The sequence below is a fragment of the Mailhella massiliensis genome (genome assembly GCF_020741395.1).
In the GTDB taxonomy this organism is placed as follows: Bacteria; Desulfobacterota; Desulfovibrionia; order Desulfovibrionales; family Desulfovibrionaceae; genus Mailhella; species Mailhella massiliensis_A.
In genome coordinates this window covers 1-14,367 of record NZ_DYZA01000211.1, presented here as the reverse complement: position 1 = coordinate 14,367, position 14,367 = coordinate 1, and the positions used below count along the sequence as shown (strand labels likewise).

At 57.9% G+C, this 14,367-nt stretch carries 17 protein-coding genes and 1 riboswitch; of the genes, 9 read left to right on the top strand and 8 right to left on the bottom strand.

Annotation, left to right across the window (positions count from 1 at the left end; all coding sequences use genetic code 11):
* The 3 genes from K8W16_RS10420 to K8W16_RS10410 form a co-directional block, all read left to right on the top strand.
* Positions 1 to 264, top strand: a 264-nt coding sequence (locus K8W16_RS10420) for a hypothetical protein (RefSeq protein ID WP_304123401.1), incomplete at its 5' end; no start/stop codon positions are given.
* The gene (locus K8W16_RS10415) at positions 257 to 505 is read left to right on the top strand and encodes a hypothetical protein (RefSeq protein WP_304123398.1); all 249 of its coding nucleotides are present in this window, start codon (positions 257 to 259) and stop codon (positions 503 to 505) included. The genes K8W16_RS10420 and K8W16_RS10415, both read left to right, overlap by 8 nt.
* Positions 498 to 725: a hypothetical protein gene (locus K8W16_RS10410; protein ID WP_304123395.1), complete on the top strand. Its 228-nt coding sequence runs from the start codon at positions 498 to 500 to the stop codon at positions 723 to 725. The genes K8W16_RS10415 and K8W16_RS10410 overlap by 8 nt, the downstream gene beginning before the upstream one ends.
* Positions 726 to 784: 59 nt before the next feature.
* On the opposite strand, the gene K8W16_RS10405 is transcribed toward K8W16_RS10410, so the two are convergent.
* Entirely contained in the window at positions 785 to 1,276 is a 492-nt protein-coding gene (locus K8W16_RS10405; protein ID WP_304123392.1) for a hypothetical protein, read from the bottom strand.
* 128 nt (positions 1,277 to 1,404) lie between these two features.
* Between K8W16_RS10405 and K8W16_RS10400 the strand changes: the two genes are divergently transcribed.
* The 3 genes from K8W16_RS10400 (at position 1,405) to K8W16_RS10390 (ending at position 2,501) form a co-directional block, all read left to right on the top strand.
* Positions 1,405 to 1,719, top strand: coding sequence for a hypothetical protein (locus K8W16_RS10400; protein ID WP_304123390.1), 315 nt, complete (start codon positions 1,405 to 1,407; stop codon positions 1,717 to 1,719).
* A gap of 72 nt (positions 1,720 to 1,791) precedes the next feature.
* Positions 1,792 to 2,241, top strand: coding sequence for a phage regulatory CII family protein (locus K8W16_RS10395; protein WP_304123387.1), 450 nt, complete (start codon positions 1,792 to 1,794; stop codon positions 2,239 to 2,241).
* Complete coding sequence (locus K8W16_RS10390) at positions 2,238 to 2,501, top strand: hypothetical protein (RefSeq protein WP_304123384.1); 264 nt, start codon at positions 2,238 to 2,240, stop codon at positions 2,499 to 2,501. The genes K8W16_RS10395 and K8W16_RS10390 overlap by 4 nt, the downstream gene beginning before the upstream one ends.
* Here K8W16_RS10390 and K8W16_RS10385 read toward each other — a convergent pair.
* Entirely contained in the window at positions 2,479 to 3,840 is a 1,362-nt protein-coding gene (locus K8W16_RS10385) for a site-specific integrase (RefSeq protein WP_304123382.1), read from the bottom strand. The two genes, K8W16_RS10390 and K8W16_RS10385, sit on opposite strands and share 23 nt — an antisense overlap.
* A gap of 651 nt (positions 3,841 to 4,491) precedes the next feature.
* Between K8W16_RS10385 and K8W16_RS10380 the strand changes: the two genes are divergently transcribed.
* Positions 4,492 to 5,520, top strand: a complete 1,029-nt coding sequence (locus K8W16_RS10380) for a GNAT family N-acetyltransferase (protein ID WP_304123379.1) — start codon at positions 4,492 to 4,494, stop codon at positions 5,518 to 5,520.
* A 305-nt stretch (positions 5,521 to 5,825) separates the two neighbouring features.
* Here K8W16_RS10380 and K8W16_RS10375 read toward each other — a convergent pair whose 3' ends face one another.
* Positions 5,826 to 6,116, bottom strand: a complete 291-nt coding sequence (locus K8W16_RS10375) for a hypothetical protein (RefSeq protein ID WP_304123377.1) — start codon at positions 6,114 to 6,116, stop codon at positions 5,826 to 5,828.
* A 626-nt stretch (positions 6,117 to 6,742) separates the two neighbouring features.
* A riboswitch (FMN riboswitch) is annotated at positions 6,743 to 6,883 on the top strand.
* Between the two features lie 75 nt (positions 6,884 to 6,958).
* Between K8W16_RS10375 and ribA the strand changes: the two genes are divergently transcribed.
* The gene (ribA, locus tag K8W16_RS10370; protein ID WP_304123374.1) at positions 6,959 to 8,191 is read left to right on the top strand and encodes a GTP cyclohydrolase II; all 1,233 of its coding nucleotides are present in this window, start codon (positions 6,959 to 6,961) and stop codon (positions 8,189 to 8,191) included.
* A 226-nt stretch (positions 8,192 to 8,417) separates the two neighbouring features.
* Entirely contained in the window at positions 8,418 to 9,197 is a 780-nt protein-coding gene (locus K8W16_RS10365) for a class I SAM-dependent methyltransferase (RefSeq protein ID WP_304123370.1), read from the top strand.
* 163 nt (positions 9,198 to 9,360) lie between these two features.
* Here K8W16_RS10365 and K8W16_RS10360 read toward each other — a convergent pair whose 3' ends face one another.
* The 5 genes from K8W16_RS10360 to K8W16_RS10340 all read right to left on the bottom strand — a co-directional run bounded on the left by K8W16_RS10360 (position 9,361) and on the right by K8W16_RS10340 (position 14,306).
* Complete coding sequence (locus K8W16_RS10360; protein ID WP_304123368.1) at positions 9,361 to 10,245, bottom strand: DMT family transporter; 885 nt, start codon at positions 10,243 to 10,245, stop codon at positions 9,361 to 9,363.
* Positions 10,246 to 10,507: 262 nt separating this feature from the next.
* Positions 10,508 to 11,128, bottom strand: coding sequence for a flavodoxin family protein (locus tag K8W16_RS10355; protein ID WP_304123366.1), 621 nt, complete (start codon positions 11,126 to 11,128; stop codon positions 10,508 to 10,510).
* A gap of 346 nt (positions 11,129 to 11,474) precedes the next feature.
* Positions 11,475 to 12,038 carry a nucleotide exchange factor GrpE gene (gene grpE / locus K8W16_RS10350; protein WP_304123364.1) on the bottom strand — a complete coding sequence of 188 codons (564 nt, stop codon included), beginning with the start codon at positions 12,036 to 12,038 and terminating at the stop codon, positions 11,475 to 11,477.
* A 50-nt stretch (positions 12,039 to 12,088) separates the two neighbouring features.
* Positions 12,089 to 13,030, bottom strand: coding sequence for a DNA polymerase III subunit delta (locus K8W16_RS10345; protein ID WP_304123361.1), 942 nt, complete (start codon positions 13,028 to 13,030; stop codon positions 12,089 to 12,091).
* 1 nt (position 13,031) lies between these two features.
* Positions 13,032 to 14,306, bottom strand: coding sequence for an adenylosuccinate synthase (locus K8W16_RS10340; RefSeq protein WP_304123358.1), 1,275 nt, complete (start codon positions 14,304 to 14,306; stop codon positions 13,032 to 13,034).
* Positions 14,307 to 14,367 lie beyond the last annotated feature (61 nt).

Below are 14,367 nucleotides of genomic sequence, written 5' to 3'. Positions count from 1 at the left end.
CTGGAAACCATTGAAACCAAAGTCCGTCTTTCTGCGGAGCTCATGGACATCGTCAACGAAGGCGGCCTGGCCAACATTGACGGCGTCTGCCTCATGATGGCCGAAGCTTCCGATTCCCTTTCTTCCATTGTGAACAATCTGAAGGCCATGCACGACAAGCTGCTTCAGGATGCCCGTATGGGCGGCACCTGGGTCATTACGCTCTGCCCTGCCCGCCCGGACGACGCTCCCGCCGCTTCCGAACTGGAGGTGGCCCATGCGTAACCTTCCCGCCTACGATCCGTATCTGGACACCATTCTCTGCATCCGCTCCGCGCATCACAGTCCCGACGAAGAAGCCGCCCTCATCCAGAACGTGTTTGACGCGCTCCACCTGGTGCAGCACCGCCGCCAGAAAAAGGAAAGAGACTTGCCCGGCCTGCCGGAAATGCGCCGGCTCCAGCCTGAGTTCATCCCCGCATTGCCGCTCTTCCAGTCCCGCATCCCGGAGGCCTGCCATGCGTAACGAAGTCTCCCCCGTCGGTCCGCTGGCCGGGGAAGTGATCAACGAGCTGCTCACGCCCATGATGGCCTATGCCGAAATTCTCAAAGACTCCGGCCGCAAGGCGGAAAGCAAAATGGTCTGGGTCATGCTCGAAAACCTTGACCGCAGGCTCTGCGCCCTGTTCATCGACATCCACCGGCAGGCCCCGCAGGTACGGCTGCATCTTCCAGACCTCAATTAACGCAAAAGAGCCGCCTTCAGCTCATTCTGAAGGCGGCTCCCGTAAAGGACGAAACAGCGTTATGCGGGCCTTCCGGCCGTTCGTGTGGTTTCTTCTTCCGCGCTATCTCCCAAAAGGAGTTTCGTGGTGAGCTGTCTGTTCAGCTTGCGCTCGGCGTACAGCTCTTCTTCCAGTCTGCGGATCTTCTCGGCGGCGTCGGGCGCTTCGATAACGACCTGCCCGGCAATCAGCTGATAGATGGTCTTGTTCATGCCGCTGGCGTCTCTGGCCATCTGTTCAATGGCGGTCTGCACTTCCTGCATGGGCACGGACTCGTGCATGGGCACATCCTTCCCTATGAACATCGGCCCTTCCTCGAAGTACAGCCACTGACGTGAAAGACGCGGATAGACTTCCAGAATTTTCGGAAGAACAGGCCAGAAATTATCCTGACGCTCGGCACTCATCCACCCGTTGAGCGTGCGAGGATGAATAGAAAGCGATTCCGCAAACTTAGCCTGTGAAACTTCAAGTTTTGCCGTAAGTTTCCGTATGCGCTCAAAAAGTTCCATAGGAATAAAACCTTCCTTTAGTCACCTTTTCATTCTTGACATTAAGATAATATCAAGCCTATCTTTACCCATATATAGGCTAGATACTCTCTTGTTTGACACTCTTGTTTTCTTATCAGGAAAGAAACATGACTGCAAGAAAACTCAGCGCCACTCCCCTTTCTCAGATGTCTGCCGAGCAGAAGGCCCGTGTCGAAAAGCTGTACGCATGGATGGCCGGCTACGACATTTCCATTCCCGACGTGGCCCGTCAGCTGGGCTGGCCGTATTCCAGCGCAAGGCAGCGGCTCATAGAAAGCTGCCCTCCTCAGTATAAGGAGCGTCTGCTGGAACTCGGCTTTCCTCTGGAACTGCTTCCGCCCGAAGGCAAGGGCCGCGGCCGCGGAAAGCGCCCTCCCCGCTTTCCCGGCCTGATGAAGAACGAGGAAAAGCCGCAGGTCTGATTTCAGCTTTATCGAATTCATTTCTCTCTGAAAACGCAAACCTTTTTATGCAATACGCAAAGGAGCCCTTGCATGGAAAGCCTTGTTTCCATTCTTCACCGTGACGTGAAGGAAGCCCCCAGCGGCCTGACCGCAAAACAGATTGCGGCTGGCGTGGGCAGGGACTACCAGACATTGATGTCTGAACTTTCACGGCAGCCGAATCACAAGCTCGGCGCGAATCTGGTTCTGCCGCTCATGAAGCTCACCGGCAGCATGGAGGGATTGAAATATCTTGCCGCGGGCATGAACGCCGTGTGCGTGGTCATGCCGTCTCAGGAAGGCAATCATCCGGTACACAGGCAGTGCCTTTCCACCGTGGACGAATTCGGTCAGCTCATGCGCACCATGGCGCAGGCTCTGGAAGACGGCACCATTACCCGCACGGAACGCGATGAAATAGCCTCCAGCGGCTACGACGCGCTGGCGGCCATTGTTTCTCTGCTCAAAAGCGTGGAAACGCATTACGAGGAGGCCATATGACCAAGACCATGCCCGAACCTCCCCAGCTTACCGTCCTTCAGCCCCTGGTGGACAAGCTTCCTCCGTTCATTGCCCGCAAGGCGGTCAAGTATTTCACCGGAGGCGCCATTTCCGCCAAAAAGCTGGCCAACGACGATTATCGCGCCGTCGGCCCTGCGGTCCGCATGAAAATCGGGGACACCGTCGTCTATCCGACGCCCTTCCTTCTGGCCTATCTGGAAAATCAGGGAATCTCGATTATCGAAGTTCCGAAGCTCTAGCCCTTTCGGCTTCGGCCAGCGCCCGCCGGCGCTTGTCCGGGTCGCACAGGTGCAGGTAAACCTCGGTGGTGGTGACCGAGTGGTGGCCCATCAGCACCTTCAGCGTGTAGATGTCCACCCCGCTCTCCAGCATTCTGGTGGCGAAGGTATGCCGCAGCGTGTGCCAGACCACCCGGTTGCGGGGATCGGTCACCCCATCATTGTATCCCAGCTTCTGCATGAGCCGGTCCATGACACGACTCAGGCAGTCGGCACGGCGCGGGCCGCCGCCGCGGCCGGGGAAAAGATACGGACTGAAGGCAGGCAGGCTCAGCCGCCACCTCAGCATGGCAAGACATTCCGGGAACAGCCGCCCCACGCGAACCAGCCGGGTTGCCCCGCCCTTTGTGGAACGGTCGGACCCGACGCCGCCGGTAAGAATGCGCACGGTGCCGGTTTCCGCATCTACGGATTCCCGGCGAATGGACGCCAGCTCCCCGGCGCGGACGCCGGTATCGAGAGAAAACAGAATCATGTCGTGGATGTCCGTCGATTCAGGATTCCTCAACGCATAGGACAGCAGACCATGAATTTCGTCATCATTCAGAACACGCAGCCTGCGGGAATCGTATCGGGGCAGGCGCACGCCGCGTCCCCTCTTCGATATGCGGGCCGGATTGGCTCCGGTAAAAAGCATGACGCCCGGCTGCCCCTCAATGGGTGTTTCCAGGGCGAAGTTGAACACCTCCCGCACCGTCTTCAGAATATGGAGCACCGTGCCCACGGCCAGCGTAGCCTTCGGGTCGCTCAGGCCGCGGCCGGTCTGGGGGCGCTTTTTCGACACGATGTCCTGAAGCCGGGCAATGTCCTGCGAGGTAATGTCCACGGCTCTCATGTCGCCCAGAACAGGCAGGATATGGTCGTCGAGAAGCTGACCGGTAAGATGAGCGCTCTTGCGGTTATGGTTCGCCCATTCCCGATAACGCTCCGCCAGATAGCCGAAGGTGAGTTCGCCGGCCTTTATCATCGTGGCCCGGCGCTCCTCTTCCTTCTGGCGGCGCATGGCCATTTCTCGCTTCTCCCGAAGCGACTGCGGCCGCAGACCCAGCCGTATGTTTTCCTTCAGCTCACGCAGCAGGCTCACAGCATGGGCGATGGTCCAGCCCTGAGACGTCCAGCCGAGCGATTCATGATGGCGCTTGCCGTCGCCGGTTCTGTATCGTATGGAAAGACAACGATCCGCCGTGCGGCCATGTCGCCGCGTGGGGTGTTCCCTGTACATCACCCCTTCTTTTCCGCTTATCGTCTTCCACTGAATCGTGCCGCCCTTGCCTGCGTCATCGTTCTTCTTGTCACCCATCTGTCACCCACTCCGCTCGAATTTTCGGGTATTTCGAGGTACAGATTTACACAGGCAGGAATAAAAATGCAAATTAATCAACAGGGTAAGTCTTTTCAGGGTATTCTGTCCGATGTTCTCCTAAGCAGTAGGCCGCGTGTTCGACTCACGCCGGGGACACCATCTTTTCCGATGGTCGCCGCCACCTGCGGCGACCTCTTTTTATGTCTGAACGAGACTTCTCTGGAAAAATATCTCTGAGGCTTCGGCACAAGCCGCCCGGAAGAAAAACTGCCTTTTCTTTTCCCCACTTCAGGCGACGCCTCCGAAAAAACAAAACTCCTTGACTTACAAAGGAGTGGCATTTCACCACCCAAGGCTTATCCCATCTTCCCTAACCTGCCGATAAGACAGAGTAGAGTTCTCGGGACCACTGCCCGGCACGCAGAAAACCATGCCCTAATGCCTCTGCCCTGCGCCTGCTGTCTTCTTTCCGCCGGCAGAGCCTTTGCCGAAGGACATATTTTCACCGGTACCGCCCCGGCAACCGTCTCCTGCTGCTTGCCCGCCTTACTCCGACCGGGTATACTGCAATCCACCTCGGCCTTGACAGGCGGAACTTGTGCTATCCTGCCCTTTACGGCAGGACAACCTTCTTTTCCGGCAGAAACCATGCTTTCCTCTCTGGACTTTCTCACTCTGCCCCACGGCTCTCTTCTCTGGAACCCGGAACTTGTACGGCGCTGGACCGGAGCGGCGGCGCGCTCGGGCAAGCCCGACCCCTTCAGCTGCACTCCGGCATGGCAGCTCGCCTTTCACGACGCCTTTTATCCCTCCCGACGCCTGCTTATTGAGGAAGAGGAAGGAAACATCATGGCCTTTGCGGAAATGGCCCTGCCCTCAGGAAGAGCTATTTTTACCCCTCTGGAATCGCACTGGATCTCCGGCTGCCCGCTGCTCGGCCCGGACGCAGAGGAGCTCCTTGCTCACGCCGTCGCCCTTTTTGCCCGGAACACGCATGTCCTTCCGCCCGCCTTTCTCATAAGCGGCATGGAGATGGACAGTCCCCTTCTTATGCAGCTTTATCGGAACCTGGGACACTTCTGCCGTTTTCTTGAACAACCCTTCTCCTTGCAACGCAGCGCATCCCTGGAAGGAGGCATGGACGGATACCTTTCCCGACGTTCTGCCAACTTCCGGGCAAAAATGAAAAAAGCCCGCCGGAAGGCCCTCGCTCAGGGGGTGATGATGGAACGCCATGTCCCCGCCGAACCTGCGGAGGCGGACAGGCTCTACGGGCGCATGCTGGCCGTGGAAGAAAAAAGCTGGAAGGGACTGGAGCATTGCGGCATGGCGGAAACGCCCTCCCGAGAATTCTATCATACCATGATACGCCGGCTTTCCCTCTACCAAGGGGCCCGTGTCATGTTCGCCACGCATGAAGGCAAAGACATAGGATTTATTTTCGGCGGTATGGCCGGGCCGTACTATCGCGGCCAGCAATTCAGCTATGCCGCAGACTGGAAGGCCTTTTCCATAGGCGATCTGCTCCAGCTGGAACAGCTTCTCTGGCTCTGTGAAGAAGGGGCCCTGCGCTATGACATGGGCATGAGCGACCACCCCTCCATGGCCTATAAGATCCACTGGGCGGAAAAAGAACAGATTCTGCAGGCCTGCGTCATACTTCCAGGACGAGGGTAAAGTTCGCTGCAAAAGCCCGCCTCTCTCCGCAGAAGGCCCTTTCCCCGCACCAAAAACGCTCCATGCCGGGGAAGAAAGACCCATGCAAGGTCTCAAAGTTCAGGCGCATCGTGCCGACACTGTCCGTTTCCCAGGAAAAGCAAAAAACGTGCCGGTCTCTTCAGGCGGAACCCGCTTTCCTTTTCCCCTCTCCTTGCCGGCATGGCCGCTTTTTTCCTGTTTATAATGAGCGGAGATTCTCCCTGTCGTCGCGTATGGCCCCCCGCCGCCATGGAGAAAAATACTTTGCTGCAAAGCACAAAATTTCAGCCTCTCGCCTCCGTATGGTGGATCATATCGTACTCCAGGCGGATATCGTCCGAGCCGAACAATTCATGCACAGAGCGGCCGACCAGCCGTCTCTGCATTTCCATGAGCACGGCATATTCATAAGCGCGGGCCATTCTCGCCCTGCCGCCGCGGCCTTCTATGGCGGCCATGGCAAACTGCGTCTGTTCCCAGAGGCTCATCAGTTCCTGATCGGGCAAGAACTCCAGCTCGGCAAGCACGGAAACTTCGCCCAGCTCAAGCGAAGAGGCGGAAAAAACGGGAACCATGACGGGCCTCCTGAAGAATATTGACAGCGGCGTATGATGCTGTGCCGGACAAGACTCCGGCTCTGCACAAAAAAACAGCTCTGCAACGAAGTGTTTTTTAAGGAAGAAGCCCGGTGCTAGCTTCCGGGCTTCTTTTAGAAGAGGCAGCTCGACTGCCCTTTATCTAAACTCCCCATAAGGAGAGATTTACCATGCATTCCTTTGTTCTATCTTAGCATGTTCAGTTTAGATTATTTTCTATACGCCTTTTTTTTTACACAGGCAAGCACTTTTCTCCTCAGCTTCCAGTTTTCCCCCGGTCGCGAAAAGACTATCCCCCGTCAGGGATAAACGCTTTCCTTTCGAAGAAGCAAGCCCTCGCCAATATTCCGAGCAGCTCTTCCATGAGCATCCAGCCGCCCGCGGAAAGCTCCATAGCGCTGCCGGCATTTTTTCGACGCCTCCTGCCCATAGAGAAGCTTCTGCTTCCTTGTCCGGCCCCGTGCTGTGCTCACTTCGTAACCATGGAGCAGAGCGCCGTATGCCCCCGGTCGGACAGAGGATATATTTCCTGCCTCTTCCACGAAACTGCGCCGGGGAAAGACGCGAAAGCCTCTTGACAGCCGGCGAAGCGACATTAAAAATACAGAAATTCTCAGGGCGGGGTGTAATTCCCCACCGGCGGTAACCCGCAGAGGGAAGCCCGCGGGCGCGTTTTCAAGGGAAAATGCGCAGATCCGGTGAAAGTCCGGGGCCGACGGTAACAGTCCGGAAGAAAGAGCATGGACTCAGTATTCTGAAGCACTCTCCTCTCTCCTAGCGCCTCTTGCGGCCCTGATGTGGACATCTCCAGGGAGTTTGTCATGCGTCAGTTATCTTCTCTTTGCTCCATAGAACAGGCTATCGACGATATCAGAAACGGCAGGATGATCGTTCTTGTGGACGATGACGACCGTGAATGCAGCGGCCATCTGGTCATGGCGGCCGAGCGCGTAAACGCCGAAGCCGTGAACTTCATGGCGCGGCATGCCTGTGGCCTGGTATGCCTGGCCCTTACCCCGGAGCTGGCCGACAAGATGGAGCTTCCCCTTATGCCCTCGAGTATGCCGGGGCACGGTTCCGCCTTCACGGTATCCATTGAAGCTCGCGAAGGCGTGACTACGGGCATTTCCGCCGCCGATCGCGCCGTTACCATACAGGCCGTCGTGGCCGACGGAGCCGGGCCGGAAGATATCGTCACCCCCGGGCACGTTTTCCCCCTGAGAGCAAAAAAAGGCGGCGTACTCACCCGCGTAGGTATAGCCGAAGGCAGTGTGGATCTTGCTCTTTTCGCCAACATGAAGGGCGCTGCGGCCATCTGTGAAATATTGAAGGAAGACGGCTCCGTCGCGCGCATGGACGACCTTGAGACCTTTGCCGAAAAACATCATCTGCACATAGCAGCCATACGCGATATCATCCGCTATCACATCCGTTACGGCAAGCTGGCCGTACGCCGTGTGTCGGAAGCAAACATGCCTACCAAATACGGTACGTTCCGCATCATCGCCTACGAAAGCGACGCCTCTTCCGACACGCATATCGCACTGGTGAAGGGCGAGGTGGATGAAAGAACCGATCCTTCCCCCGTGCTGGTACGAGTGCACAGCGAATGTCTCACCGGCGACGCCTTCGGCTCCCTGCGCTGCGACTGCGGCAATCAGCTTGCGGCCGCTCTCATGCAGATTGAAAAGGAAGGGAGGGGCGCCCTGCTCTACATGCGGCAGGAGGGGCGCGGCATAGGCCTTGCCAATAAAATACGTGCCTACGCCCTCCAAGAACAGGGATACGACACCGTAGAAGCCAATATCAAACTCGGCTTCGCTCCGGATCTTCGCAGTTACGGAGCGGGGGCGCAAATACTGCGCGATCTCGGTATAAGCCGCCTCCGCCTCATGACCAACAATCCCCGCAAAATCGTGGGGTTGGAAGGGTACGGTCTGGAAATCGCAGAGCGCGTGCCTCTGGAAATCGGTCTGTGCGCCACCAACGAGCATTACATGCGCACCAAGCAGGAAAAAATGGGGCATATCCTCCACTTCGGCAAGAAGAAGTAGCGGCATGCCCTTCCAAGACTGCCTTTCCCGGGGGAGGCTCGAAACAGCCTCCTCCCGAAACACGGAAAATTTCCCCGGGAAAGAAGCGGAAACTCTTTTGGAGATGCTCCGGGAAACAGCGATACTGCCCCGCGAATCAGCCTTTTCCCTGCCGCTTAAGCTACAACATAAAAGCGACTCCGGCCTGAAGGCGGATCATGCCCTAGAAAAAAACAGGACAGACTTCATGGACATTCTTGCCCTGAACGGCAAAGCCTGGGAAGAAAAGGCGCGCCGAAAAAACCCCTGGACCGTGCCTGTGGACCATGAAATCATAGCCCGCGCCCGCAGAGGGGACTGGAGCATAATGCTCACCGCTTCACGCCCGGCGCCGAGGGCATGGTTTCCTCCGGTGAAAGATAAAAACATTCTGTGTCTGGCCTCAGGCGGGGGGCAGCAGGGGCCCGTGCTCGCGGCGGCCGGGGCCGACGTGACGGTGCTCGACCTTTCCGAAGCGCAGCTTGAGCGGGACAGGGCCGTAGCACGGCGTGAAGGGCTTGAAATACGCACCGTCCTTTCTTCCATGACGGATCTTTGCATGTTTGCCGACAACTACTTCGATATCATCGTGCACCCCGTATCCAACCTGTTCATCCCCCATATTCAACCTGTGTGGAATGAGGCCTTCCGCGTCCTGAAAAAGGGCGGCGTGCTCATGAGCGGTTTCATGAACCCCGCCTTCTACCTTTTTGACTGGGAGCTTCAGGAGCAGGACATTCTTCAGGTAAGCCACCCCCTGCCCTATTCCGACCTCGACTACCGGAGCATGGAGGAACTGGCGCAAGACCATGAAGCTGCGGAATTCGGCCACAGCCTGGAAGAACAGATTCAGGGGCAGCTGGCGGCGGGCTTTGTGCTCACTGCACTGTATGAAGATACCTTCGGAGGAACACGCCTGCCGGATCGATTCTTCCCTTCCTTTCTGGCCACCCGGGCCGTCAAGCTGCAACGCGCTTCCTCATATTGAGCACATGTTTCCCGGACACTCAGGGGCGGCCTTTCTGACTCGGAGCGCCTTCCGTGCGGAACCCACCGCGTCCGGGCCTCACTCTGCAAAACTTTCCGGTACGGATCGAAAAACACAAGACTCTCCACGTTACACCTTCCGAACGTGTACGCAGTTACAAAGCTCAACTTCTGCCCGACTGTGAAAGAAAAAGCCCCGCCAGCGTCAGCGTTGTGCCCAGAGCGGAAAGGGCTGTGAGCCTTTCCCCCAGTACCGCTACGGAAACGGCAACGGTGATGACCGGCACCAGGTAGATGTACAAACTCGCACGTACCGTGCCCAAGGCGCGTACGGCCATATTCCAGGTGGTGAAACACATGGCCGAGGCAACCAGACCGAGAAAGAGCAGATTACCCATATTTACGGGGCGAAGCAGCCTCTCAGTATCCCAAGAGAAGCCGAAAAAACTCAGAAAGGGAAGCATGAACAAAAGGCCCCAGCCGAAGGTGATACGGGTGATCTGAATGGGATTGCAGCCCCAGAACCCCATAATGCGCGTCAGACAGGCATAAAAGGCCCACACCAGCCCGGCCGTTACGGCAAGAATATCCCCCACAGGATTCAGGGAAAACCGGACGCCGTTGAAACAGATAAGGCTTATGCCCGTCATAGCCACAACAAAACCGAGATAAAAACGCAGCCCGAGCCGCTCCTCTCCCCTCAATACGAAACGGGCGACCAGGGCAGTGAACATGGGGGTAGCCGTAAGGATGACGGCCACATTGGAAGCCATGGTATGGGCAAGGGCCATGTTTTCCAAAAGGTAATAAAGGCAGATTCCGGTGAGCCCAGCAGCGGCGGAGATGAGACGGCGGCGCGCCGTCATGCCCGGAAGGGGTCCGGGACAGGCCGCGTACAGGACACAGAAGGCCATGACAAAACGCAGAAACAGGATTTCAACGGGCTGAAAATCCGTAAGCAGTACCTTGGTACTTACAAAGGTGACGCCCCAGACGAAAACGGTGAAAAAAGCCAGTGCGTGACCGGAAAAGGAGCGGGAAAGATTCATGGTAAGGAAGTACGGGGCTGTGCTGAAAAAAGCTCCCGGACTCTTTCCGGGAATCATCGACAAAGACGACAAAAGGAAAAAAGGCCGCCGCGTCCGCCTGCAGAGGAATCACAACAGACCGGACAGGGCTTTTCCCGGAAAAACATGCCACGACCTTCCGGGAAAAGGATATTTCCGCCGTAGCGGAAGCCGGAAAACGGGACAGAGCTTTCCGGGACATTCCAGCACCATACAACATGCTGAAATGCCCCGGGAAAGGACTCTAACGGATAAAGTTCGTCCGAACCATGGGTTCCATTTCCGGCAGCGGCACACCAGCGGCGCGGCCCGCCTCAATGCAGCGGAGCAGCCAGGCCATATTGCGGGCCAAATGCCGCATGGTCTGCAGGCCTTCCGCATCCTGCCGCACTTCCTCGGGAGTGTTTCCGTGCACCTGATTCCAGTATGTGGAGGTGACCACGGGCATATTGTTCATACCGAAGTATTTGTTCACCTGCTCGAAGGCGGCAGAAGCCCCGCCGCGGCGGCAGCTCACCACGGCCGCTCCGGGCTTGTTGGCAAAGAGCGCGGAGCCACTGAAAAAAAGCCTGTCCATGAAGCTCTCCAGCTGGCCTGAGGCGGATGCGTAGTATACGGGTGTACCGAACACGAAGGCGTCGAACTCGGGCACCAGGGCGAGAACCTCGTTCACCTTGTCATCCCGGAAGCAGCGCCCCGTCTTGCGGCACACGCCGCAGGCAATGCAGCCTGCCACAGGCTGGGTGCCCAGCTGAAAGATACGGGAACCTATACCCTGCCTCTCCAGTTCCGAAGCTACTTCGGAAAGAGCCGTCCATGTGCAGCCCTTAGGGTGAGGGCTGGAATTGATGAGAAGAACCTGCATCGTTGCATCTCCTTAAAAAATGACAAAAAATATCCCCGCACGGAGAGCCTTTTCTTCAGCTGTCGGCAAGCCGAGAAGAGGGGCTTTAAACGTGAAGAACCCCGCCGACCGGGCCGTCTTCGCTTTTTCCGCCCCTGCCCATGAGCCTTTCCTCATAAGGCTTGAGCGGCTGTTTTCTCACGTTTCAAAGTAAAAACGGAGACAGCGCCCGAGGGCGTGCTCCGTTCAAGCTTCTCACGGCATATTCCGAAAACATGCTCTATGTCGATGCCCCATGGCCGGCAAACGTACAGGCTATGGCCATGCAAGGCTTTCCGGCACAGGTCGGGGATCAAAACCGGGCAGACTACCTGGAAACAATGACGCGCGCCGGGCGCAGGAGATGCTCGTTGAGCCTGTACCCCTTCTGCATCACACGCACGATGAACCCTGCTTCCATGCCCTCGGACTCTTCCTGCCCCACGGCTTCATGGTCATTGGGATCAAAAGCCTGCCCCACCTGGCCCACAGGCACAAGCCCGTGCTTTTTAAGTGCATCGAGCAGCATGGTGCGGGTCATTTCCACACCCACCATCATGTTACGGCTCTCTTCCGACTGGCCGCCGTACTGAAGCGCGAGGTCGAGATTGTCCAGCGTAGGCAGAAGATCGGCCAACACCTTTTCCGCTGCATAGCGGGCCTGCTCTTCCTTTTCACGCTGGAGGCGTTTCTTGAAATTGTCCATTTCTGCCAGGGCGCGAAGCTTGACGGCATTGGCCTCCTCTGCCACGGAACAGGCGGCGCAGAGCTTCGCACGACATTCCTCAAGCAGCTCTTCTTCCGTCTTCTCCCCGGCAGGAGCTTCCTCTTCCCGGGCTTCGAGTTCCGCTTCCTCGTTCATGGATTCCTTATGTTCAAATTCCTGACTCATGAATGACCTCCATAATGGTAAGCGAAAAGTAGGAACGAAGAGCCGCCCTGTCAAGGTTCGGAAGAAACGCGCCGCACTAGGCCGTGTACGCCGCAGGCCATGGCGTCCAGAGCCAGAAGAGGATTGACCTGCGCCTGAAGCGCATCCTCACTTTCGGAAAAAAGCTCGTCAAGTTCCAGGCGCAGCGCCTCGGGCAAAGGCCTGAACACCGCGGAAAGAGCCCCGCCTTCGCGTCCGGCAATACAGTCGGCCAAAGCCTTTCTCCCTACCAGCACCACCTGCTGCGCTCCTGCCGCGTCCAGCCCGTTGCGGAGCTGCGTCAGGTCGAACCAGCCGCGGCCCTCCACGGCAAAACGCGCCAGGGCCTGATCCCAGAGACGAAGCTCATCGGCAAGAGGCCCTCCTGGCTGCGGCCAGGGAAGGGTGATGACCCAGCCCCGGGAAACCAGCGTCGGCAGAAGGCGCTCACGCTGCGGGGCGGTGAAGACAAAGCAGGTATCGGGGCACGGGTCTTCCAGTACCTTCAAAAGAGAATTGGCCGCCTCCACCCCCAGGGCCTGCGCCTCGGCCAGCACCACCACACGGCGGCGGCCGAAGCGGGGGCGTTCCCCAAGCACGGGGCGCAGAGCGCGTACCTCGTCTATTTTTATGGAAGAAGCTCGCCCGTCGAACAGAAAAAGGTCGGGATGCATGCGCGCACCCATGCGAAGGCATGAAGGACAGGCAAGGCAGGGCAAATCCTCTTCCCCTTCACAGTTGAGCAGTGCAGCCCACCAAAGAGCAAGAGCCACCCGGGAGGATGCCGTCCCTCCTTCCAAGTGCAGAAGCTGAGGCGGACTCTCCCTCATGGAGTAAAGCAGAGAGCGCGGACGCTCCAGCTCCGCGGAAAGGGCGGGGGATACGGCGGCGCGCGCCTCATCTACGCCGGGCAGTTCCACCTCGGCCGAAGAACGCGCCGCGCCCGCCTTTTTTGACTCCTTTCCCGCCGCCATATCAGCGCCGGAAGGTCTGTTTCCTGTCGGGACCGACGGAGATGAAGCCGGCCTTCACGCCCAGAAGTTCCTCCACACGCTCAATGTAGCGGCGGCAGTTCTTCGGCAGGTCGTCCCATCCTTCACAGCCGGAAAGATCTTCCTCCCAGCCGGGCAGCACTTCAAACACGGGCTTGGAAAATTCCAGGCCGCGCGGCGTCTGGGGCGGAAACTTCACCACCTTCCCCTCGTACTCATAGGCTACGCAGAGCTTGATTTCCTTCAGGCCGCTCAGCACGTCCACCTTGGTCAGGGCCATAGTGGTAGGCGCGCACAGGCGTATCATTTCACGCAGCACCACAAGGTCGAGCCAGCCGCAGCGGCGCGGCCTGCCCGTGGTAGCGCCGTATTCTCCACCCTGGCGGCGCAAAAATTCACCCGTTTCATCGAAAAGCTCCGTGGGGAAGGGGCCGGACCCCACGCGCGTGGTGTAGGCCTTCACAATGGCGATGCGCTGGTCGATAATCCCCGCATTCACGCCTGAACCGATGGAGGCATTGTCGCATACCACGTTGGAGGAAGTCACAAAGGGGTAGGTGCCGTGGTCGATATCGAGCATCACCCCCTGCGCGCCCTCAAACATGATGTTCTTACCCGATTCCTGCGCATCCATGATGAGGCTGGACACGTCCGCCAGGTAAGGCACGATGCGGGGAGCTATGGCCATAAGGTCGCTGAACACCGTTTCAGGATCGAGCGCGGGCAGGCCGTAGAGCTGGGAAAAGAGCACGTTCTTCTCTTCCAGCGCACGGGCTATCCTGGCCTTCAGCACTTCAGGGTCGGTAAGGTCGCCGGCGCGTACGCCCACGCGGGCCTTCTTGTCCTCGTAGCAGGGGCCGATGCCGCGCCCGGTAGTACCTATCTTATTCTTGGAAGCTCCTTCACGCGCACCGTCAATGATGCGGTGATAGGGCATGATGAGGTGCGTCTTGTAGCTGATCTTCAGCCTCTCAGGACTCACATCCAGCCCGAGGCTCTGAAGAGCGTCTATTTCCTCAAGGAAATTTTCCGGGTCAAGCACGACGCCGTTGCCGATGATGCACATCTTTCCGGGGTGAAGGATGCCCGAGGGGACAACATGCAGGACATACTTCTTGCCATCGACAATGACCGTATGCCCGGCGTTGTTGCCGCCCTGGAAACGGACCACCATATCCGCTTCGGAAGTGAGCAGATCGACGATCTTGCCCTTGCCTTCGTCGCCCCACTGCGCACCAACGATAGTCATGTTCGACATATAAATCTCCTTAGGACGCACCTTGAAAAATAGGAAGGCCTTCACAGCCCTTCCATACACG